This window comes from Bacillus sp. TH19 (assembly GCF_016651075.1).
Lineage (GTDB): Bacteria > Bacillota > Bacilli > Bacillales > Bacillaceae_G > Bacillus_A > Bacillus_A mycoides.
In genome coordinates, this window is the sequence record NZ_JAEKEO010000010.1 from 28,863 (window position 1) to 54,646 (window position 25,784).

Consider the following 25,784-nt stretch of genomic DNA (forward strand, 5'->3'; position numbering starts at 1 on the left):
CTTAACAAACAAAACCCTAATTCTGTACCTTCTAATTTTGTATAACATAGAATCCAATGTTTGTTAAGTAGAGTGATGGACCAGGAGTTTTCCTGGTCTTTTTTTAATTAAAGCAGCTGGCTAATAATAAGGAAATCCAAATTATGATTGGGTAAGAGATTAAACTAAAAATGAGTGTACTTGCTAATTTCTTTTTAGGGATTAATAGTTTCTTTGATGAAAATAAGAAAAGAGAAAATAGGATAATGATAGATGCTGAGATTACTCCTGGATTATAAGAACGATAAATGAAATACAAGATAATATGCTGAACGGCGTTAAAGAAGATACAGCCCTGTATAAAAATGATCAAATAAATAGAAGATATGATGCTTAATTGATATAGAATGACTATGAGTAAGACGAAGGTTGTTAATACGGAAATTGCAATGAAAAATTGTTTGTTAGTTATAAAATGGATCGAAAATCGATTAGCGATATATTGTGGCATTTGGAAAGCTTCTTCAAGGTTATGAAAAAAGAATAGAAGGGGGATTAGCCAGATTGTATTAGTGGTGAAATGTTTTGTTGAAGATGTTTTTATCAACTTATATCAGCTCCAATAAAGGGATAGAAAGCCTATAAGAAAAGGCTTTCTACAAGGGTATAGTTATTCAATTATGATGCTTTTTAAATTACTCTCAGGTTGCGGTTGTTCTTCAGCATAGGAGGAGAGCTCCTCTTGCAAAATATTTAGTGCGTGCTTAGCTGATTGCTGAATCGGATTCGGTAGCTCTTCTAATATACGCATACCGATTTTTATTTTTGTACGAATTACCTTTCTTAGTAATTCATCATGCATGTACTACACCTCCAAACCGAATGTTTAGTACATCATCTTCAAACTTAGCTCCTTGAATAGAAAGGTGTGTTAATGTTTTTGGTAAGGTGATATTTCGCTTCATAGAGCCGGCTCGAATAATAAGCTCATCACCTTTTTGATTTAATGAAAGTTCACTTTTGTTTGAGAAGGGAATGGACAGAACGAAAATATACTCATCGCCATCTTTTTTTACATATTGTGTGCGGCCATTAAATTTTACTTCAGTAGGAGAAGGGTCTGATTTAAATAAAGCATTTCCTACACGCTCTAACATAGCTAAACCAACAACTTCTTGTTCAAACATGGGAGCTTCGTAAATAGGAAGTGGCTGAAAACTATCTTTAATTAACGCCTTATATTTCTTTTGTGTATCTTTCCATGCCTGAAAGTAAGGGTCGGTAACAGTGTTAGGGATGACGCGGTTAATCATAATGGCATCTACGTTATAATCGTATAAGTTTAAATAAGTAAAACTACGCTGAGCTTCTTTAATGACCATTTTTTCAGGATTTACAACAACGCGAATACTCGTTACTTTTCGGTTTGATAAAATATCTCTCATTTCTCCGAGCTGTTCAAGCGTATTCGTTAATTCGTCCATAATATCATCAGTTGGAAGGGGGACACCAAGAAGTGGTTGAGCTACAGGACGAACAACTTTTAAAATCTTCCTTTTAATAGGAAAGAGTTTTTCCATCCACCAGCCGAGCATGTCTGGAAAGCTAAGCATTGCTAAAGTTTCTCCAGTCGGTGCGCAATCAATAATGATGACGTCGTAAGTGTTGTTTTTATAGTAATCGAGTACTCGAAGTAAGCTAATTAAATCTTCCATACCAGGGAACATCGTTAATTCTTCTGTTGTAATATCATCAGCTGCTTTTGAAGTGAAGAGTAGTGTAATGTATTTCTGCAATTTCCCCCAGCCTTTTTCCATTTCATAAATAGTGTTAATTTCTTGTGCCCACAAGTTTTCACGAATTTCTAGTGGCTCAGAAGATAGTTTTATGCCAAATGAATCCCCTAAACTATGAGCAGGATCTGTACTCATTACTAATGTTTTTAATCCTTGTTTTGCACTTTGGATTGCTGTTGCTGCTGAAATGCTAGTTTTTCCTACGCCGCCTTTACCTGTATACAGAATAATTCTCATCATTAATATCCCCTTTGTTTCGAATGTCGAATATTACGAGTGTCGAAATATTTAATTGAATAAAAACTCAACTAGGGTCTTATCCCGCATTAACGGGCAGTAAGACTCCCGCCCAAAAATTCGACTGGAGCAAACAAATTAGGTGGGAGGTCAACTGTCCGTAAATGCCCGATTGGTTCAACTAATAATCAGTGAGGGATGAGAAAAACCCCCACTGATTAAAGTTTCACTTTATTCAATCGGAATGTTTTTCATTTTAGGTGTAGAAATCTTTTCTTCTGTTTTTTGCTGTGACGTAGCAATGTGATTCATGATCTTTTGGAATATTTGTAGTAAGAATGCTTTTTCTTCTTCTGACAATGCATCTGTCACTAGGCTAAAGTAATGGGCCGCATTTTGTTTTACTTCTTGAACGAGCATTATGCCGTTTTCTGTTAAACGAATTAATACAATGCGTCGATCGCTTTCATTCCGGTAGCGTTCAATATATCCCTTTTTTACAAGGCGATTTACAACGCCCGTTGTTGTACTCATCGGTATATCAAGAAGATCAGCAATTTTTGTCATTGTAATATCCGTATTTCGCTCCATCCAAAGTAAACAAAATACTTCTGTCTTGGAAAGTGTTAAATCAAGGCTTACCCATTCTTCTGGATAGAAAAGTTTCTTGGCGTTATCTAGCAGTAAGTCTAAAAAATGTTCATATTGTAACAATTATTTCCACTCCCGTATATTTCGAGGTTCGTAATATTTGTTTTTATTTTATGTGGAATTGAAATAAATGTCAATATTTTTAACTGTTTTTTCAGACTTGAAAGAAAATTATCTTCAAAATAGAAATTTTTTGTGATAGATTAATAAATAGAAAAATGATTTTACATAAAAACCCATTGTGATAAATATATTTATCTATAATAGGTGTACAGCTAACGAGGGGGAGAACGATGAGAAGACGAAATACGCAAGCGTTCACGTTTTTAGCATGGACTTCATTTGTTTGTGCGCTTTCAGGAATGCTAATTGGGATTTATACGCTAGATGAAACGCTTAGTGTAAAAGGATACTATTTAATTGGAACATTATTTTTAACGATGTCTTGTTTTGTATTACAAAAAACAATTCGTGATAATGAAGAAGATAACGAGAGATTTCCGAAAAATAAATCGTTAGATAAAGAGTAAATTGTAAAGAAAGGCATTTGCCTTTCTTTTTTTATGTAAAAATACCGTAAGTGCCGTGTGTTGACTTGCTTGAAGTACTGGAAATTTGGTATCATCAATAGTATTGTAGATTGAACGATATATTATGGAGGTGGCCTAGCCGTGTCAAGAATTTCCGTTGAGAATGTAAAGCACGTAGCACATTTAGCACGTCTTGCAATTACTGATCAAGAAGCAGAAAAATTTCAAAAACAACTAGATGCAATTGTTACATTTGCAGAACAGTTAAATGAATTAGATACAACTGATGTAAAACCAACAACTCATGTATTAACTATGAAAAATGTTATGCGTGAAGATGTGCCAGAAAAAGGTTTACCAGTAGAAGAAGTATTAAAAAATGCACCGGATCACAAAGATAATCAAATCCGTGTTCCAGCAGTATTAGAATAGAGGAGGGAATTTCGATGTCATTATTTGATCATTCTGTATCAGAGTTACATAAGAAGTTAAACAACAAAGAAATTTCCGTTACGGATTTAGTAGAAGAATCTTACAAACGTATTTCGGATGTTGAAGATAACGTAAAAGCTTTTCTTACATTAGATGAAGAAAATGCACGCGCGAAAGCGAAAGAATTAGATGCAAAGATTGGTGCTGAGGATAATGGTTTATTATTCGGTATGCCAATTGGTGTAAAAGATAACATTGTAACTAACGCTCTTCGTACAACTTGTGCGAGCAAAATATTAGCAAACTTCGATCCAATTTACGATGCGACAGTTGTACAAAAGCTAAAAGCTGCTGACACAGTTACAATCGGTAAATTAAATATGGACGAGTTCGCAATGGGTTCTTCAAATGAAAACTCAGGCTTCTACGCTACAAAAAATCCATGGAACTTAGATTACGTTCCAGGCGGATCTAGTGGTGGTTCTGCAGCAGCAGTAGCAGCAGGAGAAGTATTATTCTCTCTAGGTTCTGATACGGGTGGTTCTATCCGTCAGCCAGCTGCATATTGCGGCGTTGTAGGTTTAAAACCAACTTACGGACGCGTATCTCGTTACGGATTAGTAGCATTCGCATCTTCACTTGACCAAATCGGACCGATTACACGTACAGTAGAAGACAATGCATACTTATTACAAGCTATTTCAGGTATTGACCGTATGGATGCAACTTCTGCAAACGTTGAAGTAGGAAACTACTTAGCTGGTTTAACAGGTGATGTTAAAGGTTTACGTATTGCTGTACCGAAAGAATACTTAGGCGAAGGTGTTGGCGAAGAAGCTCGTGAGTCAGTACTAGCTGCTTTAAAAGTATTAGAAGGTATGGGCGCAACTTGGGAGGAAGTATCTCTTCCGCACTCTAAATACGCTCTAGCAACGTATTACTTATTATCTTCTTCTGAAGCATCTGCGAACCTTTCACGCTTTGATGGCGTACGTTACGGTGTTCGTTCTGATAATGTAAATAACTTATTAGATCTTTACAAAAACACACGTAGCGAAGGTTTCGGTGATGAAGTAAAACGTCGTATTATGCTTGGTACATTTGCTCTTAGCTCTGGTTACTATGATGCATATTACAAAAAAGCACAACAAGTACGTACATTAATTAAAAATGACTTTGAAAATGTATTTGCTAACTACGATGTTATTATTGGACCAACAACGCCAACTCCAGCATTTAAAGTGGGCGAAAAAGTGGACGATCCAATGACAATGTATGCAAATGACATTTTAACAATTCCAGTAAACTTAGCGGGTGTTCCAGCGATTTCTGTTCCATGTGGATTCGGTGCTAACAACATGCCACTTGGTCTACAAATCATTGGTAAACACTTCGATGAAACGACGATTTACCGCGTTGCACATGCGTTTGAGCAAGCAACAGACTATCATACAAAAAAAGCAAGTCTGTAAGGAGGCGAGCATAGATGAATTTAGAAACAATTATTGGTTTAGAGGTTCACGTTGAGTTAAAAACAAATTCGAAAATTTTCTCTGCGAGTCCAACAGAATTCGGAGCGGAGCCAAATACACAAACAAGTGTAATTGACTTAGGATACCCAGGGGTACTTCCTACTTTAAATAAGGAAGCAGTTAACTTTGCAATGAAAGCCGCAATGGCATTAAACTGTGAAATCGCAACGGAAACGAAGTTCGACCGTAAAAACTATTTCTACCCAGATAATCCGAAAGCTTACCAAATCTCTCAATTTGATAAGCCAATTGGTGAAAATGGTTGGATTGAAATCGAAGTAGACGGTAAAAAGAAACGTATCGGTATTACACGTCTTCATTTAGAAGAAGATGCTGGTAAATCAACGCATGCAGCTGACGGTTCATTAGTAGACTACAACCGTCAAGGTATGCCTTTAATCGAGATCGTATCTGAGCCAGATATGCGTACTCCAGAAGAAGCATATGCGTACTTAGAGAAGTTAAAATCAATCATTCAATATACAGGTGTATCTGATTGTAAGATGGAAGAAGGTTCTCTTCGTTGTGATGCGAATATTTCACTTCGTCCAGTTGGACAAGAGAAGTTCGGTACAAAAGCAGAACTGAAAAACTTAAACTCTTTCACTTACGTGCAAAAAGGTCTTGAGCATGAGCAAGTGCGCCAAGAAAAAGAATTATTATCTGGTGGTATCATCCAACAAGAAACACGTCGTTATGATGAAGCAACGAAGAAAACAATCTTAATGCGTATAAAAGAAGGATCTGACGATTACCGTTACTTCCCAGAGCCAGACTTAGTTGAACTTTACATCGACGATGAGTGGAAAGAAGAAATTCGTGCTTCTATTCCAGAACTTCCAGATGCACGTAAAGCTCGCTATGTTGAAGAAGTTGGCTTACCAGCTTATGATGCGCATGTATTGACATTAACGAAAGAGATGTCTGATTTCTTTGAAGCAACAGTTGCAGACGGTGCTGATGCGAAATTAACATCAAACTGGTTAATGGGTGAAGTACTTGCATACTTAAACAAACAACAAAAAGAATTAAAAGACGTTGCATTAACGCCAGCTGGCTTAGCTAAAATGGTTCAATTAATTGAAAAAGGTACAATTTCTTCTAAAATCGCGAAGAAAGTATTTAATGAATTAATTGAAAAAGGTGGAGACCCAGAAGAAATCGTTAAAGCGAAAGGTCTTGTTCAAATTTCTGACGAAGGAACACTTCGTAAGGTTGTAACAGAAATTCTTGATAATAATGAGCAATCTATTGAAGACTTTAAAAACGGTAAAGACCGTGCAATTGGCTTCTTAGTTGGTCAAATTATGAAAGCTACAAAAGGACAAGCAAATCCACCGCTTGTTAATAAAATCTTACTTGAAGAGATTAATAAGCGCTAAAAAAGAGAAGAATTCTTATTTTTGAACGCTAAAATAGTATAGATTCTTAAAGATTAAACAGAAAAAACACCCGTATTTGGGTGTTTTTTCTGAGTTAATCAAACGTTTGTTTAAATGGTGAAAAATAATCTAAACAAACGTTTGATTAACTGTCAAAAGTGAAAAAATGTTTGTATAGCAACTATGGTATGATAGTTGCAAAAAGGTGGGAATAATGATAAATCTAGACATAGAGAGTTTTTTCATCTCATGAAATAATAGATAATTATTATTCATTATATGTAAATTGATGTGAGAGTTTTACTGCCCGTAAATAGCGGGATAAATTTCTTGGTTAAATAAAGCAAAACTATCAGGAGTGAATAGTTACTTTTGATGGGCTACACGAATCGGGTTCTTACTGCCTGTTTGAGCGGAATTAAAGAAGGATAGGAAGATGAGAGGAGGTAAGCATAGGGATACTGAATAAGGGTTCGGTGTATTCGTTTTTCAATGAATAAGGAATTTCCTGTGCTAATAAATGATGAAGCGAGCAAGAATTATTTATAATCCTACTTCTGGGCGCGAGCTATTTAAGAAGAGCTTACCAGAAGTATTACAAAAATTAGAACAAGCTGGATATGAAGCGTCTTGTCATGCGACAACTGGTCCTGGAGATGCGACTGTGGCAGCAAGGCAAGCTGCGGATCGTAAGTTTGATGTTGTTATCGCAGCTGGTGGTGATGGTACGTTAAATGAAGTAGTGAACGGTTTAGTAGGACATGAGCATCGTCCAAAGTTTGGAATTATTCCAGTTGGAACGACAAATGATTTTGCGCGTGCGATCGGTGTACCTCGTGTTATTGAAGAGGCTGCGGATATTATTTGTGAAGGAACAACGGTACCGTTAGATCTTGGTAGAGCGAATGATACATATTTCATTAATATCGCTGGTGGCGGTCGTATTACAGAATTAACATATGAAGTACCAAGCAAGCTAAAAACGGTATTAGGCCAACTTGCTTACTATTTAAAAGGAATCGAAATGTTACCATCATTACATCCAACATATGTTGAAATTGAGTATGATGGGAAGTTGCTACAAGAAGAAATTACGATGTTTTTAATTACGAATACTCGTTCAGTTGGTGGATTCGAAAAAGTAGCACCATATGCATCTATTAACGATGGATTATTTGATTTATTAGTACTGAAAAAAGGTTCTATCGCTGATTTAATTAAAGCAGCAACACAAGCGCAGCGTGGGGAACATATTAACAATCCGAAAGTACTATATACACAAGCGAATCGTATTAAAGTGCATTCACCTGATAAATTAATGATCAACTTAGATGGTGAATATGGCGGAGATGCACCAATGGAATTTGAAAATATATATCATTGTCTGGAACTATTTGTTCCTGAACATCAAGAGGATGCCCTGTAAAGGCATCTTTTTTTTGCTTTCACCTCACTATTTGCGAGCAATAAGATTCTCCCACTGATTAAAGTTTCTCTATGTGCAGATGAATTGTAAATTGTAAGTTAGTTTGATTTTTATGGTATTTTTACAATTCGTTTATTTTATATCCATATTTTATTGCTACACTGGAAGAGATAAGAAATGAGAGGTAGGATGCTATGGAGAAGGTAAAAGCAATATTATTTGATAAAGACGGGACATTAATGGATTTTCATTCAATTTGGATAAAAGTAGCTGAAGAGCTTGTCGCTGAATGTATAAAATTATATCAACTCCCACAGTCAATGCAGCAGGCTTTATTAAAAGAGATTGGCGTAGATGGAGCATTTGTTCACCCGCGTAGTGCGCTCGCTGCTGGAACGAGTCTTGATGTGGCCAAGGGGCTTTGTAAGTATATTGCATCATCTAGAGAAGAAGAGATGCATCAATGGGTGAGTGAAAAGTTGTTTGCTCTTATGTACGAGCATCGTTCACATATGAGAATGACGGCAGATTTACCGAAAGTTTTACAAGCGTTAAAGGATAGAGGGTTTATTCTAGGTGTCGTTACAGCTGATGATTTCGCGCCGACAGAATTATTTTTAAAGCAATATCAATTGGAAGCTTTTTTTGATTGTGTTATAGCTTCAGATACATTTCCAGCACAGAAGCCAGATAAAAAAATTGTAGAATCGTTTTGTGAGAGATTTAATTTAGAGACATGTGAAGTAGCAGTCATCGGGGATACACCGACGGATTTACATTTAGCGAAAAATGGTGGCGACTGTTATGCGATTGGCGTACTATCTGGTACGGGTGATCGTCAAACGTTAGAACCACTTGCAGATTTAGTATTACAATCTGTTGAAGATTTAATTTCTCATTCAGGTGAGTTTATTTGGGAACAAGGAAAGTCTAATGTATAAATGAATAAGTCTATAAGGACTCTATATGAGTCTTTATAGACTTATTTTTTTATGCCGAGATAGTAAGAGAATGGGATGAATACTAGAAAGAGGAAGTTGGCATACATCTTGCAATATAAAGAGAAAACATTGTATAGAAAAGGATGGGGTACACAATGAACACAAAAAAATTTGCTAAAGTAAATGAACAAATTCCAGGACCGAAAGCAGCGTCTTTATTAGAACGCCGCCAAAATATAGTACCAAAAGGAGTAAGTAATGGTATTCCAACATTTGTACAGTCTGCAAATGGTGCACTCGTAACAGATGTGGATGGAAATCAGTACATTGATTTCGCAGGAGCAATTGGGACAATTAATGTAGGACACTGTCATCCAGCCGTTAAAGAAGCGCTTCATAAACAAGTAGATCAATATATTCATACTGGATTTAATGTGATGATGTATGAGCCATATATTGAATTAGCGGAAAAGCTTGCCGCAGTAGCACCAGGTAATTTCGATAAACAAGTGCTGTTTTTAAATAGTGGGGCAGAAGCGGTTGAAAATGCAGTGAAGATTGCTCGTAAATATACGAAGAGACCTGGAATTATCGCATTTTCTAAAGGATTTCATGGGCGTACATTAATGACAATGACGATGACAAGTAAAGTAAAACCATATAAATTTGGATTTGGCCCATTTGCTCCAGAAGTATATAAAGCGCCATTCCCATATGAATACCGTCGCCCAGAAGGTTTAACAGAAGAGCAGTATGATGACTTTATCATTGAAGAGTTTAAGAACTTCTTCATATCAGAAGTAGCACCAGAAACAATTGCAGCAGTTGTAATGGAACCTGTTCAAGGGGAAGGCGGATTTATCGTTCCAAGTAAGAAATTCGTTCAAGAAGTACGCAGCATTTGTTCAGAGCACGGTATTTTATTTGTAGCTGATGAAATTCAAACAGGCTTTAGTCGTACCGGAAAGTACTTTGCAATTGATCATTATGATGTCGTTCCAGACTTAATTACTGTATCTAAATCATTAGGTGCTGGTGTACCGATAAGTGGCGTGATTGGACGTAAAGAAATTATGAATGAGTCTGCACCGGGAGAACTGGGCGGAACATATGCAGGAAGCCCACTAGGATGTGCGGCTGCATTAGCTGTGCTTGATGTAATAGAAAAAGAGAAATTAAATGATAGAGCGATAGAAGTAGGGAAAGTCGTAATGAACCGATTCCAAGAGATGAAAAACAAATATAATTGCATCGGTGATGTGCGCGGCTTAGGGGCAATGTGTGCATTCGAGCTAGTTCAAGATCGCAAGACGAAAGTGCCTGATAAAACATTAGCGTCTAATTTATGTGCAGAAGCAAATAAGCATGGATTACTTCTACTATCAGCAGGAACATATGGAAATGTTATTCGTGTTTTAATGCCATTAGTGATTACAGATGAGCAACTTGAGGAAGGTTTAACAATAATTGAAGAATCATTGCAAGCTTGTTATGAGCAAGCAAATATCGCTCGTGTATAAAGAATTGGGATAACTTAAAAAAGGGCATAAAGCTTTTCTTTTTAGGCGAAAGAGAGCATCTGGCCATGCATAGAATCGGTCAGCCCCTTTTCCTGCCCCATGCCAAGCTAAAACAAAGTGAGGGTGTGGTTGCGATGGCATTCTGTATTTTTCAAGGCAGCGAATTATGTGTTGAAAAATATAAATAGATTTGTATAAATAACAAATTGAAAACAATCTAGCTTACTCTATATAAAATGCAGAAAATTCACTTTATAATAAAGATAGTGAAGTGAATCGATGGATTTAAAGTAAGGGGTGGCTAGGATGGTTGCAGAAAAGGAACGAGTGTTGATGGATTTACAAGATGTATTTGAATATGCATTTGACGAAATTTTTGTTACGGATGATAAAGGAATCGTTGTACGTGTAAATAGCATGTGTGAAAGACATTACCAGCTCTCTGCTAAGGAATTAGTAGGAAAGCATGTAAAAGAACTACAAAAAGAAGGGATTTTTTATCCGTCTGCAACGTTAGAAGTAATTGAAAAGAAAAGGCCAGTGGAACTTGTTCAAACAACGAAATCAGGAGAGTATTTGCATGTCCGTACAAGGCCTGTTTTTGATGATGAGGGAAATTTAAGAAGAGTGATTAGTTATTCTCGTGATCTTACAGAACTCTATCAATTACGTCAAAAGGTAGAGGAAATGGATAATCAGTTAAAAACATATAAAAAAGAATTAAGAGAAACATATGAACACGAAGGACTTATTTTTAAAAGTATCGCTATGCAAAAAATAATCGAAACAATAAAAAAAGTATCAGTAGTAGATAGTACTGTTCTCGTATTAGGTGAGACTGGAGTGGGGAAAAGCCGATTAGTACGCCATTTGCATGAAGTGAGTCACCGGAAGAATGAAAGTTTCTATGAAATTAATTGTGCGGCATTGCCGACGAATTTAATCGAATCTGAGCTTTTTGGATATTCAGGTGGGTCTTTTACAGGTGCAAATCGTGAAGGGAAAAAGGGGCTATTAGAATCAGCGCATAAAGGAACTCTTTTCTTAGATGAAATTGGTGAAATGCCGCTTGAAATTCAAGCGAAGCTTTTGCAAGTATTGCAAGAAAAAACGTTTCGTCCTATAGGCGGAAGAGAATTAAAAAAGGTGGACGTTAGAATTGTAGCGGCAACAAATAGAGATTTAAGTACGATGGTGAAACAAGGAACATTCCGGAAAGATTTATACTATCGTCTGAATGTCATTCCAATTTCAATTCCGCCACTTCGGGAGAGAACAGAAGACATTTTGCCGCTCATCTATCATTATTTACAGCATTTTAATAAAAAGTACGGACGTGATGTGAAGTTAGCACCTAGTACGTTACAAATGTTTGTAGGGTACCCTTGGGAAGGAAATAATAGAGAGATTGAAAATGTAATTGAACGAATTGTTATCACTGCTGATGATTTTGTAACGGTAGAAGATTTGCCACTATCTATGCAAGAGGCCACAGTTGAACAATCCGGACAAAGTCTTTATAGAATGCTGGAAGAGGTAGAGAGAAATATTATTCTTAAAGCGTATAAAACGTATGGATCAAGTTATAAAGTGGCTGAGTTTTTACAAATAAGTCAATCTGCTGCCACTAGGAAGATTAAGAAGTTCATAGAGGAGGAAGAAAACATTGGATAAAAAAGCGACGTTCGTAAACTTAGAGAAAAAAGCGATGTATATAAATGGTGAGTGGATTACACTGCAAGAACAAATCGAAGTGAATAATCCAGCGACAAAGGAAGTATTTGCAACTGTACCAAAGGGCGGGATTACAGAGGCAAAGCAAGCAGTTGATGCTGCACATGAGGCTTTTAAATTATGGTCAAAATTAACGGCAGCGGATCGCGCAGTAAAGTTAAAAAAATGGTTCACGCTCATTGATGAAAATAAAGAAGAAATTGCAGCAATCATGACGAGAGAGCAAGGGAAGCCGTTTGCAGAAGCACTTGGTGAAGTGAATTATGCAAATAGTTTTGTTGAATGGTACGCAGAAGAAGGAAAGAGAATATACGGTGAAATGATTCCTGCTTCTCATCCGAATAAGCGTATTTTAGTTATGAAGCAACCAGTTGGGGTTATGGCAGCTATTACGCCTTGGAATTTTCCGGCTGCTATGATTACGAGAAAGGTAGCTCCAGCACTTGCAGCAGGCTGTACGGCAGTTGTGAAACCAGCGAGTCAAACGCCATTAACTGCATTGAAGTTAGTTGAATTAGCACATGAAGCAGATATTCCAAAAGGTGTAATAAATATTGTAACAGGTAGTGCAAAAGCAATTGCTGATACGTGGATGGAAGATGAGCGCGTTCGAAAAGTTTCCTTTACAGGATCAACTGAAATTGGAAAAGAATTAATGGCTAGCGCTGCGCAAACGATGAAAAAGGTTTCGCTTGAATTAGGTGGTCACGCTCCATTTATTGTTATGAATGATGCTGATTTAGATAAGGCGGTAGAAGCGGTAATTGGTTCGAAATTCCGTAACGCAGGACAAACGTGTATATGTACAAACCGCATCTTTGTTCAAGAAGAAGTGTATGAAGAATTTGCAGGGAAGTTCACAACAGCTGTAGAGCAGCTGAAAGTTGGAGATGGATTCGGCGAAGGAACAACTGTAGGTCCACTTATTGATGCGAATGCAGTTTCGAAAGTACAAGAACATATTGAAGATGCAATTCAAAAGGGCGGAGAAGTTTTATACGGTGGCCATAAATTTGCAGAGTTAGATGGTTATTTCATTCAGCCAACGGTAATTGGATTGGCAAATGACACGATGCTTTGTATGAATGAAGAAACATTTGGACCGGTTGCACCAGTTGCGAAATTTAAAACAGTTGAAGAAGTAATCGAACGAGCAAATAATACACCATATGGCTTGGCTGCTTATATTTTCACAAAAGATATTAGCCAAGCATTCCAAATTAGTGAAGCGTTAGAGTACGGAATTATCGGCTTAAACGATGGCCTTCCATCAGTTGCACAAGCACCATTTGGAGGCTTTAAAGAAAGTGGTATCGGCCGTGAAGGAGGCCATTTCGGTATCGAGGAATATTTAGAAATTAAATATATTTCGTTAGGACTATAAGTAGTATACTAGAATCTCTATAAGGTAACAGAGAAGGAGATTCTAGTATGGTATATTGGCTATTATTACTCGTAACAATTATTTTTGAAGTAGCTGGAACGATTGCGATGAAGTTATCGAACGGTTTAACAAAGCTTGTTCCAAGTGTACTTATTTTCGTATTCTATGGAATTTGTTTCAGCGTGTTTGCTATCGTTGTTAAAAAGATTCATTTAAGCATTGCTTATGCAATTTGGTCTGGTGTGGGAACGCTACTTATTACAATCATTAGTGTGTACTTTTTTAAAGAGCATATTAATTTATTCCAAGCATTTTGTATTCTCTTTATTGTTTTAGGAGTAATTGGACTGAAAGTGTCATCGGCATCATAAAAGGCTATCTTCCGGCGTGGAAGATAGCCTTTTATTTTTATTAAAACGCCCAGTTACCTTTACGGAAGATCGGCTCATGTCTTCCATCAGCTGTAATGCCGTCGATATCAAGCTCAGCTGATCCAATCATGAAGTCTTCGTGTGTAATACTAGCGTTTGCGCCATTTTCAGCAAGTTCTTCTTTAGACATTGTTTTTCCGCCAACTAAGTTAAATGCATAAGCATTTCCGATTGCAAGGTGGCAAGATGCATTTTCATCAAATAGCGTATTGTAGAATAAAATATTTGTGTTTGAAATTGGTGAATCATGAGGTACTAAAGCTACTTCGCCTAAGAAGTGAGAACCTTCATCTGTTTCTACTAAATGTTTTAAAGCCTCTTCACCAGATTCAGCTTTATAGTCTACGATACGTCCGTTTTCAAATGTTAACGTGAAGTTATCGATAATGTTACCTGCAAATGCTAACGGTTTTGTGCTAGATACTTGGCCGTTCACACCTGTTTTAAGAGGCATTGTAAATACTTCTTCAGTTGGAATGTTAGCCATAAATGCTACGTTCTTTTCATTTAAGCTACCAGCACCAGCCCATACATGCTTCTCTGGAAGTTCGATTGTTAAGTCTGTTCCAGGGCCTGTATAGTGAAGAGCTTTATAATGTTTTTCGTTTAAGTAATCTACTTTTGTATGTAGTGTTTCATCATGTTCTTTCCATGCTTCCACAGGATTTTCTAAATCAGCACGAGTAGCTTTGAAGATAGCATCCCATAGCTTTGTTTCTTGTTCTTCTGGCGCTACGTCAGGGAATACTTTTGCAGCCCATTCTTTCGTAGGAACAGAAATTACGCACCAGCTTACTTTATCTGCTTGTACATAATCACGGTATACTTTCATCGCTTCTCCAGCTACTTTATGGGCTGTTGCAATTTTCTTTGGTTCTACACCTTTTAATAGATCAGGATTCTCTGCATAGATGGACATAAATGCAGCGCCTTCTTTTGCTAATTCTTCACGAGCATTTGCTTTCCAAGAAGGGAATTCAGAGAAAGCTTCTTCAGGAGCTAGATCGAACTTTAAGCGTGTTAACGTCTCATCATTCCAATCAACATATACGTGTTTTGCACCAGATTTATATGCTTTTTCTGTAACGAGGCGTACAAACTGTACAGCCTCAAGAGGTGCACTGATTGATAAAGTTTGTCCGGGTTGAATATTAACACCAACATTGACTGCAAGGGCAGCATATTTCTCTAACGTTTGTTCAAATGACATATGTATAATCTCCTTTAGTTTGAAAGATTTCTTACTATATATAATACAAGAAAATTCTAAAAATATATATAAATATAACGTAAAAAGAGAGCTCAAAATGTATTGAGCTCTAATAGTTATTTAATCGAAGAAGCAAATTGTTCTACAGTCGTTGTATGGTGTATGCGAACACGCTTCATTTTTAACAACTCATCAGGTTCACCTTTCGTAATGAATTGTCCAGGCTTCGTTGTTGTTGCAAATTGATAGTGTTTCTTTGTTTCTGCGACAACTTTATCATCTACATGACCGAATGGATAAGCAATTGCGATAACAGGCTTACCTGTTATTTTCTCTAGCTTTTCTTTTGATCCTTTTAACTCTTCATCATAGTTTGTAATTTTCGGCAAGTCTGCGTGTGTTGCTGTGTGAGATTGTACAGAAAAAATACCTGAATCAACCATTTCTTTTATTTCAGATGTAGAAAGAGCTCCTTCTACATCAACGTTATCAACAATCATATATTCTGTTGCCGCTGGTTTAAATGTATCGTCTTTTAGTTTTTGTAAAACATGAAATGCATTCATATTATTTTTCATACCGTCATCAAATGTAACGAAAATCGGCTTGTTTACTTTATTTATATCGCCCCAGCGTTCAAACGTTAACAAAGTATAACCATTTTCTTTTAAATACTTCATTTGTGCTTCAAAGTTAGCAGGCGATACGAATAAATCTTTAATACCTTGTCCATGATAATCATCAATTGCATGGTACATAAGAACAGGAACTTTTTGCTCGAAAGTAATAGTAGATTTCGTAAGTGGAATAGTTTTTCCGCCCTCTGTTGTTCCTGTAGCTTCAATTTGATATTCACCGCGTTTTCCTTCAAATTCTTTTATATCAAAGGGAAGTGTAAATTGTTGATCTTTCTCTTTAGAAGAAAAAGATTTAGCACTTTCCTTTCCATCAGCAGTGCGCCAAATTTTATATTGTACTTCGGTTAAAGAATCTTTTATGTCTGTAATATGAATATTTGCGTTTGTAGATTCGTGCGTAATTGGATTATAAGAAATTTTACCTTGTTCCCGCACCGTCTCTTCTTGTTTCTTAACCTCTTGAACCTGTTTTTCTTTTTTAGGCTCTACATTGCTAGTATTACATCCTGCTAGAATGGCAGATGTACATAAAGCAATCGCTGCGTATTTTCTCATAAAATCACCTTCTATTGTGTATTATGTTGCATGCTTACATTAAAATCCCCACCGCTATAAGAGAGGTGGGGATTTACCCTTGTTCATCATATCATTTTTAGGTGAATGGTAGGTTAGTGACTTTGAATAGAGGTATTCTTGCGTTTCTTATTTGATTTGATAATGATATAACCTACTACAAAAATAAGAGGGATAATGAATACATAGATTGGCATTCCCCATACATAATAGCTTTTCATGCTTAAAACTAGTAAGTGTAAGAAGTCGAAAAGGGCGTGAGCTTTCATAATATCCTCCAATATATTTTTACAAATTATAACATTTTAAATTTGTAATTTGTATATTTTGGTAAATAATTTAAGTTGATTTTAAAGTAAGAGAAAGGTTTATTAATATGCAATTTTGCATATTTAGAGTAGTTTCTATTAAAATATCAGGATCTTGGACTATAATAAGAACCGCTATAAATGTAAGTAAGAATGATGTACGGAGTGGAGAACAGAAATGAAATATAAAAAACTAGTATATATCCTTTTCATATCGCTATTCATAGTCGGTTGTCAAAGTGAAGTGAGTAAAGCGAATAGTGTGGAGGAGTATATTCCATCACGCCTTATGAATGCGGAAGTTACGGCGGATATTATGACGCTAGAATTTCCTTATGGGATAAAAGAGAAATTGGAGAAAATCGGAAATAAGATGAGCGCTAGCATTACAAATAATTTAGATTGGTATTTGAAGTATGCAGAAGAAGAAATTATCCCGAAAAAAACTTTTCCTTATCATCAAAACTTGGGTATTACAAAAGAAGAATATGATTTTATGATAGATGAAATGAATAATGCAGAATATATAAATACAAAAGACGGAAAACTCTTTTTTAAAAAGAAAGACCATGAAATTCAAATTCTCTCTGATGAGAATTTGAAACTAATTAAAAATATTCGAATTGATACAGAGAAGAATACAATTAAAACTCCTTTTGGAGAGTGTGAATATGAAGGTGAAATAAAGGCATCGGATGAACAAAAAGCTACTGGGCCATGGAGTGGGAAGATGTGGACCTTAAAAAGCGATGGATTACTTTATCATTTTTCATTAGGAAAGTTAAAAAACATAAACAAATCTATCATTTATATTTCAATAAAAGGTATATATAAAGATAGGATTATCAATACAGAAGAAGCGGTCGAATTTCACTCGGTTTCATAAAGAATCAAAAAATCACCTTACTTAAACAAGTAAGGTGATTTTTTATTAAATAAACAATCCAGCGATTGTTGCAGATAAAATAGAAGCAAGTGTTGATGCAAATAGCATTTTCCAACCAAATTTTGATACGATGCTTCCTTGTTTTTCAGAAAGGGCACGGATTGTACCAACAATCGCACCAATTTGGCTAATACTTGCGAAGCTAATTAAGAATACTGTAACGATTCCAACTGTACGTGGAGCTAATGTTGCAGTAGCGCCTTTTAAATCAAGGATTGCTACAAACTCGTTTAATACAATCTTCGTACCCATAATACCACCAGCTGGGATAATATCTTGAGTTGGAATACCCATTAAGAATGCGAATGGAGAAAGTATATAACCGAAGATTTGTTGTAAAGTAACAGCATATCCCATTGCACCTGAAGCAGCGCTAATTACGTAGTTTACAACTTCCATAACACCAATGAAGGCAATCATTAACGCAGCAACGATACCAGCTACTTTTAAACCATCAAGCGCACCGTTAATCATAGCGCCGATAAGGCTATCTCCGAATAGGTTTCTATCAAATTTTTGAACCACTTCGTCTTCTTTTTTCGTATCAACTGGTGTTAATAATGAACAAACGATTAAGCTTGAGAATAAGTTTAGCGGAAGAGCCGCTAATACATATTTCGCATCTAACATCATAACGTATGATGCTGTTACAGAGGCAGAAACTGAGCTCATTGCAGAACAACAAATGATAAACATACGGTTTTTATTAAAATGTTGTAAATCATTTTTAATAACGATTAACGCTTCACTTGAACCAAAGAATACAGAATTTACTGCGTGGAATGATTCAACGCGTGGTAAACCAGTAATTTTTGAAAGTGCACCGCCGACAATACGAACGATGAATGGTAAAACACCTAAATAACTAAAGATAGAAAGTAGTGCTGAGAAAAATACGATAATTAGTAATACGTTTAAGAAAAAAACAAAATCTCTTTGAATTCCATTAAAGAGAAAATCGACACCTGTCGTACCAAGTTTAATTAGTTTGTTGAAAACTTTACTAATGAAGATGATAATTTGCTGTCCGATCTTTGTGCCAAACATAAACCAACCGATTAAAATTTGGAAACTAATCATAATAGCAATTGCACGGAAGTTGATTTTACTTCTATTGTTTGACAAAGCAAAGCATAAACCTAAAACGACAAGAATACCGATAATGCTCATTACATATTGCATGTAGTTGCCCCTTTCAGAAGTTCGTATAAAGTTTTTACATAAAACGCTCGTTATATTACTAAAAATAAAGTAATGGAAGTTTCATGTCATACGTAAGATGTCTGACCTTTTTGAAAAATAAAAAAAAGACCCCTATGGATTCACTTTCATCTATGAGAGAAAGCTAATCAATAGGAGTCTTTTTTATACATAGGCTAATATTCATTAGTTTTCCCCATAGTCCAGCAATTTAAGGTTGCCGGGTAGAAACTCTCGATCCATATTATCGACTATATATGAGGTAACATCGTCCGTATTAAATTAGTAGTAGCGTAACATTACTAGAGAACTATCGTCAATAGCTTTTTTTCTTCCAATAGAAATAGACCATATAAGTATGATAAAATGTAACGCAGTGTTATGAAAAAGAGAGGTTGGAAAATGAGTATAAAAATGACGCCACCAGTTGAAAAAAACGAGTTTATAGATGTAGTGTTTGAAGATTTAACACATGATGGTGCCGGTGTTGCGAAAGTGAAGGGATATCCTATTTTCGTAAAAAACGGATTACCAGGTGAGGAAGCGCAAATTAAAATTATTAAAGTGAAGAAAAACTTCGCGTTCGGTCGTTTAATGAAGCTTCATCAAGAAAGTCCATATCGTAAAGATGCAGAATGCCCCGTGTACAACGAGTGCGGAGGTTGTCAACTTCAGCACTTAACATATGAAGGACAATTAAAAGCGAAAGAAAAACAAGTACGTGACGTTATGCAGCGCATTGGCGGACTAAGTGATGTTCCTGTTCATCCTGTACTTGGCATGAAAAACCCGTGGGTATACCGCAATAAAGCACAAGTGCCAATTGGAGAACGTGAAGGTGGACTTGTAGCTGGTTTCTATCGTCAAGGAACGCATGACATCATTAATATGGAATCATGCTTAATTCAGGCGGAAGAAAACGATACATTAATTCAAGAAGTAAAACGTATTTGTGAAAAGCACGGTATTTCGGCTTACAATGAAGAGCGTAACAAAGGAACACTTCGCCACGTAATGGCTCGCTACGGACAAGTAACAGGGGAAATTATGCTTGTCTTCATTACACGTACAGCTGAATTGCCAAATAAAGAAGCAATCATTGAAGAAATCGCAGCGAAATTCCCAGAAGTAAAATCAATCGTTCAAAACGTAAACACGAAACGTACAAACGTTATTTTCGGAGACAAAACGACAGTACTGTACGGATCAGAATATATTTATGACTTTATCGGTGACATTAAATTTGCGATTTCAGCACGTTCATTCTATCAAGTAAACCCAGAACAAACGAAAGTGCTATACGATAAAACGTTAGAATACGCAAAATTAAATGGTAACGAAACAGTAATTGATGCCTATTGCGGAATTGGATCAATCTCCTTATTCCTAGCACAAAAAGCGAAAAAAGTGTACGGCGTTGAAATCGTCCCAGAAGCAATCGAAGACGCAAACCGAAACGCAGCACTAAACAACATGACAAACGCTGAATTTGGCGTAGGAGAAGCAGAAGTAGTCATTCCAAAATGGTACAAAGAAGGCGTAATCGCCGACACAATGGTCGTAGACCCACCGCGTAAAGGCTGTGACGAAGCACTACTAAACACAATCATCGACATGAAGCCAAAGCGCGTCGTATACGTATCATGTAACCCAGCAACATTAGCACGCGACTTAAAAGTACTAGAAGAAGGCGGATATAAAACACAGGAAGTACAGCCTGTTGATATGTTCCCGCATACGACTCATGTGGAGTGTGTGGCTTGGCTTAAGTTGGTATAATAAAAAAGCAGTTGATATAGAAAAATCTATACCATCTGCTTTTTGGTTTATAAAAATACCATTCAGCAACGATTTTAGTTAAAATGAGTATTGCTGATTTTCACAAAATATAAATGTCCAAATGTACTTTTGCTATTTGGCTTTATATTTTTAAATTGAGAGTTTGAAATTGTATTCATATTGAGAGGATTTGAATTTGAAATGATAGATAATTTTTGGAATGATTTACCACGACCGTTTTTTGTACTTGCACCAATGGAAGATGTGACAGATGTTGTTTTTCGTCACGTAGTAAGTGAAGCTGGTTGCCCAGATGTATTTTTCACAGAGTTTACAAACTCGGATAGCTATTGTCATCCAGAAGGTATGAAAAGTGTACGTGGCCGTTTAATTTTTACAGAAGATGAGCAACCGATAGTGGCGCATATTTGGGGAGATAATCCTGAATATTTCCGCCAAATGAGTATTGGTATGGCAGAGCTAGGATTTAAAGGTATCGATATTAATATGGGCTGCCCTGTACCGAATGTAGCATCAAGAGGAAAAGGTAGTGGCCTTATTCTACGTCCAGACGTTGCGGCAGAACTTATTCAAGCAGCAAAAGCGGGTGGACTACCTGTCAGTGTAAAAACACGACTGGGCTTTAAAGAATTAAGCGAATGGGAAGATTGGTTAACGCACATTTTCAAACAAGATATTGCGAACCTTTCTATTCACTTACGTACAAGAGAAGAAATGAGCCAAGTAGATGCGCACTGGGAACTAATTCCGGAAATTAAAAAGTTACGTGACCGTATCGCACCAAATACGTTAATAACAATCAATGGAGACATTCCTGACCGTCAAACTGGAATGGAACTTGCTGAAAAATACGGTATTGATGGCGTTATGATTGGACGAGGAATCTTTAAAAATCCGTTTGCCTTTGAAAAAGAACCGAGAGAGCATAGCAGTCAAGAACACCTTGATCTTCTAAGACTGCAGCTTGACCTTCAAGATCAATATGCAGAAGTACTACCACGTTCAATCACAGGGCTTCATCGCTTCTTCAAAATTTATGTAAAAGGATTCCCTGGAGCTGCTGAACTAAGAAATCAATTGATGAACACGAAATCGACTGATGAAGTGCGTGCGTTGCTTGATAAGTTTGAGGCTAGTGTTGATAAGGATGGAGATAGTGAAACAGTGTAACTTGTGAAAGTTAGAGGGGATGGGGTGTAGCGATTTTATGAGTGTTTGTTTCATTTTAATTAAGGTGAACCATATCATAAGTACGTGAGATATTCTATGTAAAACAAGGGTAAGAAAAGAATACAGAAGAAAATCGAAAATGGCAGGTTGGTCTTGATTTTCACTGATATTATCATGTTTATTTTATTATGCCTATAACTTGGAGGCTATGTGAATGTTAAGTGATCAGACGAGATATTCTAGGCTCGCGAATATAACAAAAATAATAAATACAAAATTAGAACTACGTGAAGTATTACAGCGTGTAACAATGGCGATATCAGAGGAGATTGTTAGGTGCAACGCTGTTGGAATTTATTTACCCCAGGAAGATGGAACATTTAGAGGGTTTGCAGGGAAACCAGAGACCATAAATGGCGTAACGCTCGATACTCAGGTAATTGATCCTGAAATAGACTTACTGGCAAAAGAAGTTATTGAAACAAAAAAAACCATCTATATCCCTGATACCTCAAAGGATCATCGGCCGGATCCAAGACCAGTTGATGCGTTCAAAATTAAGTCCTTATTAGCCCTGCCTATCTCATTTGGACAAGAGTTATTTGGTCTGGTTTTTTTATTTGATTATGGAGTTCCAATGAACTTAACAGATTCAGAGATTCAAAGTGTTGAAGCTTATGTAAATATGGCTGCGGTCGCAATTCAAAACGCAAATAATTTAACACAAAAGGAAAACCTTATTGCCGAGAAGCAGCTGTTACTAGATGTTACCCGTGATTTATCAATGTGTTCCTCGATACAGGAGAGTTTTGATAAATGTTTTTTTTACTTAGGACAGATTTTAGAGAGTAAAAACATGGCTGCCCACCTTTTAGACCCGCTAGACAAAACAACGATTAAAACAACGAAGTTAAGCAAGGACTGTGATTGGACAGAAGCGGATTGGATGGAGAAAAGCTATGAAGCCAAGATCCAAGAGGTTATTCAAACAAAAAATATAGATAGTAAGGGTCTACTGATGATTCCATTGGTTTCATTGGGAGAAGTATTAGGGGTAATCGTCGTTGGCAAAGAGGGAAAAGCTCACAATTACGATAATTCCCAAATTCAACTGGCAAAATCTATCGTTGATGCCACAGCTCCTACGTTTTCAAACTTGTTATATATGGATCAACTTGAAAGCATGGTGGAAGAGCGAACGAGAGAACTAGCTGCTGCTAATGAAAAAGTTACAAGTGTGATTGAAATTATTACGGATGGATTCTTTACTTTGAATAATAAATGGGAATTCACGTACGTAAATAAGCATCAATATTTTCCACAAAGAAAAACAGCAAAAGATGTATTAGGTAAGAATATATGGGAGGTCTTCCCGAGTAGCGTCGACGCAGTTATGTATAAGGAATTTCATCGTGCAATGTCAGGGCGAATTACAGTTCATTTCGAATTTTTTTCTATCTCTGATGAATATTGGCACGAAGTTATTGCATATCCGTATGATGATGGTATTTGTTGTATTTTTAAAAACATAACGGAAAAAAAGCAATATGAGCAGGAATTGAAAAGGTTATCCAACATAGATTTAATAGGGCAAATGGCAGCAGGTATCAGCCATGAGATTAGAAATCCAATGACAACAGTAAGAGGATTTTTGCAGTTATTAAAAGAAGAGCGCACCTATGAGAAACATAATAAGTACTTTAATTTAATGATTGAAGAACTTGATCGTGCCAATTCTATTATTACTGAATTTCTCTCAATCGGTAATACAAGGAAATCGGATTTGCAGATGTTAGATTTAAATTCAATTATCCACGATATTATTCCTTTAATAAAGATTGATACGTATAATCAAAATAAATCTATTCAAGTCGATACAAATGACATTCCGGAATTATTTTTAAATCGTAATGAGATACGACAATTATTAATAAACCTATACCGTAATGGCTTAGAAGCGATGAGCACAGGGAAAGTTCTAACCATTAGCACCTACAAGGAATGTCAAAATTGTGTGGTGCTTGCAGTGCGGGATCAAGGAAAAGGTATCAGGCCTGAAGTATTAGAGAAACTGGGTACGCCATTTTACACGACCAAAGATAATGGAACTGGATTGGGATTAGGCATATGTTATGCCATTGCTGCCCGGCATAATGCGAAAATAGAAATTCAAACAGGCTCGGAAGGCACTACCTTTTTTGTTAAATTTAATTATGAAAATAATGAACAATAACCTCATTTAGATTAGTTACGGTGAACCGTGCCACAAATAAAAAGTAAAACTTAAGTAAACATAATCAGTATATTTCACCTGAATTTTGCGTAACATTCATGTTTGAGTTGCCCACTAAATTAGAGTTGCATAAAAAGAAATGGACTAACCTATATCAGGTTAGTCCATTTTTAAGTGTGTTAATTAATAGTAAATCCCCATCCGTAATTTTGCGCGATTATCCCACCCTTTTTTGCTGTTTTAAAATCATCCCCAAAAGCATTAATCCACCTAAGACTACAAAACCTACCTCTAAAATGTTAAAGTAGTAACTTAACGATATTAATTTATACATGCTAAAAGCATTACTATAATCAACATTTCAGGAGGAAATACAATGGCAATGAGCAACAACGATATATTAAAAAGAGTAAGATACGCTTTAGATATAAGAGATATAGATATGGTAGAAATCTTTGAACTTGGCGGGATGGAAGTAACGAAAGAGGACGTACTTGATATGCTTACAAAAGTAAAGAGAAGTCCACAACATGAAGCGGAAGATGATGATGTAATCGAAGATGAGTACGTATTAACATGCAACATGATGATGCTAGAGGCATTTTTAAATGGATTTATTACTTTAAAAAGAGGGAAGCAAGATCCGAAACCAGGCCAACCGGCACCTGTACAGAGCAAGGAGAGTGCCAATAACCTTCTTTTAAAGAAAATGAAAATAGCACTATCTTTAACGAGTGAAGATGTGCTTGATATATTAGACAGCGTGGGCGTCATCGTAACAAAAGGAGAGTTAGGCGCTTTATTAAGAAAGAAAGGCCATAAGCATTACAAAGAGTGCGGCGATAGATACGCAAGGAATTTCATTAAGGGATTAGGTGTAAAGTACAGAGGATAATAAGTTCGGTGAAACAGTAAATGATATAATAGATAGAGTAGGGCGTTTGTGTCCTATTCTTTTTTATTTGTAAAATAATACACTAGGTGATGAAATGGTACATACATATTTAGGTGAGACAATTAATTTTCATATAACTTATAAGAAGAAAAAGTCGGTGCGTCTTTTTGTAGATTCGTACGGAAATGTGGAAGTGCAAGCTCCAAAAGGAACGCCTGTTGAATACTTAGTCAAATTGTTAGAGGAGAAATGGGATTGGATTCAGAAAACACGTAAGGAAATGCAGGAGCGAGCGCTTGGACCACAGGAAAAGGGTTATGATCAAGGAGAGGGTTTTCTCTATTTAGGGAATACGTATCCGATACAGATTTCTCAAGATGCAAGTATTGAACAAGATAATGCAGTATTTGAAGGGAATAAGCTACATATTTACGTGAATGAGCTTAAGGATGAGAAAATCCAGCAGGCTTTAAAACGATTTTACTATAAGCAGTGCAAGGCTTTAGTAGAGAAGAGTATTAAAGCGCATCAAAGTAACTTTAAAACAAAACCGCGTTCTATTCGTATTACAGATAGTAGTCGTACGTGGGGAACTTGTGATTCAAATCTACAGCTAACGTTTAATTGGAAGCTAGCGATGGCACCACAGCGGGTAATTGACTATGTAGTCGTTCATGAAATGTGTCATATGGTTCATTTAAATCATGATCGCTCTTTTTGGCGTCTTGTCGGGAAGATAATGCCTGATTATAAGGAAATGGAAAACTGGTTAGCGTTATCTAGTTGGAAGATGACGGTTTAGTTATTACTTTAGATTGTGGAATGAAATAAAGTAG

General features: G+C 36.3%; 23 protein-coding genes and 1 riboswitch. Of the genes, 16 read left to right on the plus strand and 7 right to left on the minus strand.

Features of this window, described 5'->3' with window-relative positions:
* Positions 1-103: 103 nt before the first annotated feature.
* The 4 genes from JFU54_RS17995 to JFU54_RS18010 form a co-directional block, all read right to left on the minus strand.
* Positions 104-586 (minus strand): HXXEE domain-containing protein, encoded by a 483-nt coding sequence (locus JFU54_RS17995; protein ID WP_201065750.1) that lies wholly within the window; start codon positions 584-586, stop codon positions 104-106.
* Between the two features lie 63 nt (positions 587-649).
* Positions 650-841: a DUF3926 domain-containing protein gene (locus tag JFU54_RS18000; protein WP_002091335.1), complete on the minus strand. Its 192-nt coding sequence runs from the start codon at positions 839-841 to the stop codon at positions 650-652.
* A complete protein-coding gene (locus JFU54_RS18005; RefSeq protein WP_201065752.1) occupies positions 834-2,015 on the minus strand; it encodes an ArsA family ATPase in 1,182 nt (393 codons plus the stop codon). Before JFU54_RS18005 ends, JFU54_RS18000 begins: the two co-directional genes overlap by 8 nt.
* Positions 2,016-2,243: 228 nt before the next feature.
* Positions 2,244-2,726: a MarR family winged helix-turn-helix transcriptional regulator gene (locus JFU54_RS18010; protein ID WP_012260234.1), complete on the minus strand. Its 483-nt coding sequence runs from the start codon at positions 2,724-2,726 to the stop codon at positions 2,244-2,246.
* A gap of 230 nt (positions 2,727-2,956) precedes the next feature.
* Here JFU54_RS18010 and JFU54_RS18015 point away from each other — a divergent pair, with 230 nt between their 5' ends.
* The 10 genes from JFU54_RS18015 (at position 2,957) to JFU54_RS18060 (ending at position 13,915) form a co-directional block, all read left to right on the plus strand.
* Positions 2,957-3,193: a YiaA/YiaB family inner membrane protein gene (locus tag JFU54_RS18015; RefSeq protein ID WP_002029490.1), complete on the plus strand. Its 237-nt coding sequence runs from the start codon at positions 2,957-2,959 to the stop codon at positions 3,191-3,193.
* Between the two features lie 141 nt (positions 3,194-3,334).
* Positions 3,335-3,625: an Asp-tRNA(Asn)/Glu-tRNA(Gln) amidotransferase subunit GatC gene (gene gatC / locus JFU54_RS18020; protein ID WP_000086999.1), complete on the plus strand. Its 291-nt coding sequence runs from the start codon at positions 3,335-3,337 to the stop codon at positions 3,623-3,625.
* Positions 3,626-3,639: 14 nt separating this feature from the next.
* Positions 3,640-5,097 (plus strand): Asp-tRNA(Asn)/Glu-tRNA(Gln) amidotransferase subunit GatA, encoded by a 1,458-nt coding sequence (gene gatA / locus JFU54_RS18025; protein ID WP_201065754.1) that lies wholly within the window; start codon positions 3,640-3,642, stop codon positions 5,095-5,097.
* Between the two features lie 14 nt (positions 5,098-5,111).
* Positions 5,112-6,539 carry an Asp-tRNA(Asn)/Glu-tRNA(Gln) amidotransferase subunit GatB gene (gene gatB, locus JFU54_RS18030; RefSeq protein ID WP_002010050.1) on the plus strand — a complete coding sequence of 476 codons (1,428 nt, stop codon included), beginning with the start codon at positions 5,112-5,114 and terminating at the stop codon, positions 6,537-6,539.
* Positions 6,540-7,059: 520 nt separating this feature from the next.
* Positions 7,060-7,965, plus strand: a complete 906-nt coding sequence (locus tag JFU54_RS18035) for a diacylglycerol kinase (protein ID WP_002010051.1) — start codon at positions 7,060-7,062, stop codon at positions 7,963-7,965.
* 194 nt (positions 7,966-8,159) lie between these two features.
* Positions 8,160-8,906 (plus strand): HAD family hydrolase, encoded by a 747-nt coding sequence (locus tag JFU54_RS18040; RefSeq protein ID WP_002010052.1) that lies wholly within the window; start codon positions 8,160-8,162, stop codon positions 8,904-8,906.
* A gap of 155 nt (positions 8,907-9,061) precedes the next feature.
* Complete coding sequence (gabT, locus tag JFU54_RS18045; RefSeq protein WP_002140204.1) at positions 9,062-10,426, plus strand: 4-aminobutyrate--2-oxoglutarate transaminase; 1,365 nt, start codon at positions 9,062-9,064, stop codon at positions 10,424-10,426.
* Between the two features lie 306 nt (positions 10,427-10,732).
* Positions 10,733-12,100 (plus strand): sigma-54 interaction domain-containing protein, encoded by a 1,368-nt coding sequence (locus JFU54_RS18050; RefSeq protein ID WP_002029493.1) that lies wholly within the window; start codon positions 10,733-10,735, stop codon positions 12,098-12,100.
* Positions 12,093-13,544 carry an NADP-dependent succinate-semialdehyde dehydrogenase gene (gene gabD, locus JFU54_RS18055; RefSeq protein WP_002091321.1) on the plus strand — a complete coding sequence of 484 codons (1,452 nt, stop codon included), beginning with the start codon at positions 12,093-12,095 and terminating at the stop codon, positions 13,542-13,544. The genes JFU54_RS18050 and gabD overlap by 8 nt, the downstream gene beginning before the upstream one ends.
* A gap of 47 nt (positions 13,545-13,591) precedes the next feature.
* Positions 13,592-13,915, plus strand: a complete 324-nt coding sequence (locus tag JFU54_RS18060; protein WP_000263259.1) for a DMT family transporter — start codon at positions 13,592-13,594, stop codon at positions 13,913-13,915.
* 40 nt (positions 13,916-13,955) lie between these two features.
* Here the strand turns inward: JFU54_RS18060 and JFU54_RS18065 are convergent, their stop codons facing one another.
* Together JFU54_RS18065 and JFU54_RS18070 are read right to left on the minus strand one after the other, a co-directional pair.
* On the minus strand, positions 13,956-15,185 hold the full coding sequence (locus JFU54_RS18065; protein WP_002029496.1) for an aminopeptidase: 1,230 nt from the start codon (positions 15,183-15,185) through the stop codon (positions 13,956-13,958).
* A 116-nt stretch (positions 15,186-15,301) separates the two neighbouring features.
* Entirely contained in the window at positions 15,302-16,378 is a 1,077-nt protein-coding gene (locus JFU54_RS18070) for a polysaccharide deacetylase family protein (RefSeq protein ID WP_016103211.1), read from the minus strand.
* Positions 16,379-16,882: 504 nt separating this feature from the next.
* Here JFU54_RS18070 and JFU54_RS18075 point away from each other — a divergent pair.
* Complete coding sequence (locus JFU54_RS18075; RefSeq protein ID WP_002124912.1) at positions 16,883-17,590, plus strand: hypothetical protein; 708 nt, start codon at positions 16,883-16,885, stop codon at positions 17,588-17,590.
* A 45-nt stretch (positions 17,591-17,635) separates the two neighbouring features.
* Here the strand turns inward: JFU54_RS18075 and JFU54_RS18080 are convergent, their stop codons facing one another.
* Positions 17,636-18,832, minus strand: a complete 1,197-nt coding sequence (locus JFU54_RS18080; protein ID WP_002010061.1) for a NupC/NupG family nucleoside CNT transporter — start codon at positions 18,830-18,832, stop codon at positions 17,636-17,638.
* Positions 18,833-19,029: 197 nt separating this feature from the next.
* A riboswitch (purine riboswitch) is annotated at positions 19,030-19,131 on the minus strand.
* A gap of 121 nt (positions 19,132-19,252) precedes the next feature.
* Here JFU54_RS18080 and rlmD point away from each other — a divergent pair.
* The 5 genes from rlmD to JFU54_RS18105 all read left to right on the plus strand — a co-directional run bounded on the left by rlmD (position 19,253) and on the right by JFU54_RS18105 (position 25,750).
* On the plus strand, positions 19,253-20,629 hold the full coding sequence (rlmD, locus tag JFU54_RS18085) for a 23S rRNA (uracil(1939)-C(5))-methyltransferase RlmD (RefSeq protein WP_002140209.1): 1,377 nt from the start codon (positions 19,253-19,255) through the stop codon (positions 20,627-20,629).
* 201 nt (positions 20,630-20,830) lie between these two features.
* Complete coding sequence (locus JFU54_RS18090; RefSeq protein WP_061676137.1) at positions 20,831-21,820, plus strand: tRNA dihydrouridine synthase; 990 nt, start codon at positions 20,831-20,833, stop codon at positions 21,818-21,820.
* A gap of 214 nt (positions 21,821-22,034) precedes the next feature.
* Complete coding sequence (locus tag JFU54_RS18095; protein ID WP_201065756.1) at positions 22,035-24,053, plus strand: GAF domain-containing sensor histidine kinase; 2,019 nt, start codon at positions 22,035-22,037, stop codon at positions 24,051-24,053.
* Between the two features lie 376 nt (positions 24,054-24,429).
* Complete coding sequence (locus tag JFU54_RS18100; protein ID WP_002029506.1) at positions 24,430-24,948, plus strand: YehS family protein; 519 nt, start codon at positions 24,430-24,432, stop codon at positions 24,946-24,948.
* Between the two features lie 94 nt (positions 24,949-25,042).
* Positions 25,043-25,750 carry a M48 family metallopeptidase gene (locus JFU54_RS18105; protein WP_201065758.1) on the plus strand — a complete coding sequence of 236 codons (708 nt, stop codon included), beginning with the start codon at positions 25,043-25,045 and terminating at the stop codon, positions 25,748-25,750.
* Positions 25,751-25,784 lie beyond the last annotated feature (34 nt).

What these genes read in the sequence shown, in the direction of transcription:
- JFU54_RS18090 (WP_061676137.1), top strand. Translation starts at nt 20,831, where the DNA reads ATGATAGATAATTTTTGGAATGATTTACCACGACCGTTTTTTGTACTT.
- rlmD (WP_002140209.1), top strand. Translation starts at nt 19,253, where the DNA reads ATGAGTATAAAAATGACGCCACCAGTTGAAAAAAACGAGTTTATAGAT.
- gatB (WP_002010050.1), top strand. Translation starts at nt 5,112, where the DNA reads ATGAATTTAGAAACAATTATTGGTTTAGAGGTTCACGTTGAGTTAAAA.
- JFU54_RS18015 (WP_002029490.1), top strand. Translation starts at nt 2,957, where the DNA reads ATGAGAAGACGAAATACGCAAGCGTTCACGTTTTTAGCATGGACTTCA.
- JFU54_RS18095 (WP_201065756.1), top strand. Translation starts at nt 22,035, where the DNA reads ATGTTAAGTGATCAGACGAGATATTCTAGGCTCGCGAATATAACAAAA.
- JFU54_RS18060 (WP_000263259.1), top strand. Translation starts at nt 13,592, where the DNA reads ATGGTATATTGGCTATTATTACTCGTAACAATTATTTTTGAAGTAGCT.
- JFU54_RS18070 (WP_016103211.1), bottom strand. Translation starts at nt 16,378, where the DNA reads ATGAGAAAATACGCAGCGATTGCTTTATGTACATCTGCCATTCTAGCA.
- JFU54_RS18075 (WP_002124912.1), top strand. Translation starts at nt 16,883, where the DNA reads ATGAAATATAAAAAACTAGTATATATCCTTTTCATATCGCTATTCATA.
- JFU54_RS18065 (WP_002029496.1), bottom strand. Translation starts at nt 15,185, where the DNA reads ATGTCATTTGAACAAACGTTAGAGAAATATGCTGCCCTTGCAGTCAAT.
- gatA (WP_201065754.1), top strand. Translation starts at nt 3,640, where the DNA reads ATGTCATTATTTGATCATTCTGTATCAGAGTTACATAAGAAGTTAAAC.
- JFU54_RS18100 (WP_002029506.1), top strand. Translation starts at nt 24,430, where the DNA reads ATGGCAATGAGCAACAACGATATATTAAAAAGAGTAAGATACGCTTTA.
- JFU54_RS18005 (WP_201065752.1), bottom strand. Translation starts at nt 2,015, where the DNA reads ATGATGAGAATTATTCTGTATACAGGTAAAGGCGGCGTAGGAAAAACT.
- JFU54_RS18050 (WP_002029493.1), top strand. Translation starts at nt 10,733, where the DNA reads ATGGTTGCAGAAAAGGAACGAGTGTTGATGGATTTACAAGATGTATTT.
- JFU54_RS18105 (WP_201065758.1), top strand. Translation starts at nt 25,043, where the DNA reads ATGGTACATACATATTTAGGTGAGACAATTAATTTTCATATAACTTAT.
- JFU54_RS18035 (WP_002010051.1), top strand. Translation starts at nt 7,060, where the DNA reads ATGATGAAGCGAGCAAGAATTATTTATAATCCTACTTCTGGGCGCGAG.
- JFU54_RS18040 (WP_002010052.1), top strand. Translation starts at nt 8,160, where the DNA reads ATGGAGAAGGTAAAAGCAATATTATTTGATAAAGACGGGACATTAATG.
- JFU54_RS18080 (WP_002010061.1), bottom strand. Translation starts at nt 18,832, where the DNA reads ATGCAATATGTAATGAGCATTATCGGTATTCTTGTCGTTTTAGGTTTA.
- JFU54_RS18000 (WP_002091335.1), bottom strand. Translation starts at nt 841, where the DNA reads ATGCATGATGAATTACTAAGAAAGGTAATTCGTACAAAAATAAAAATC.
- gabT (WP_002140204.1), top strand. Translation starts at nt 9,062, where the DNA reads ATGAACACAAAAAAATTTGCTAAAGTAAATGAACAAATTCCAGGACCG.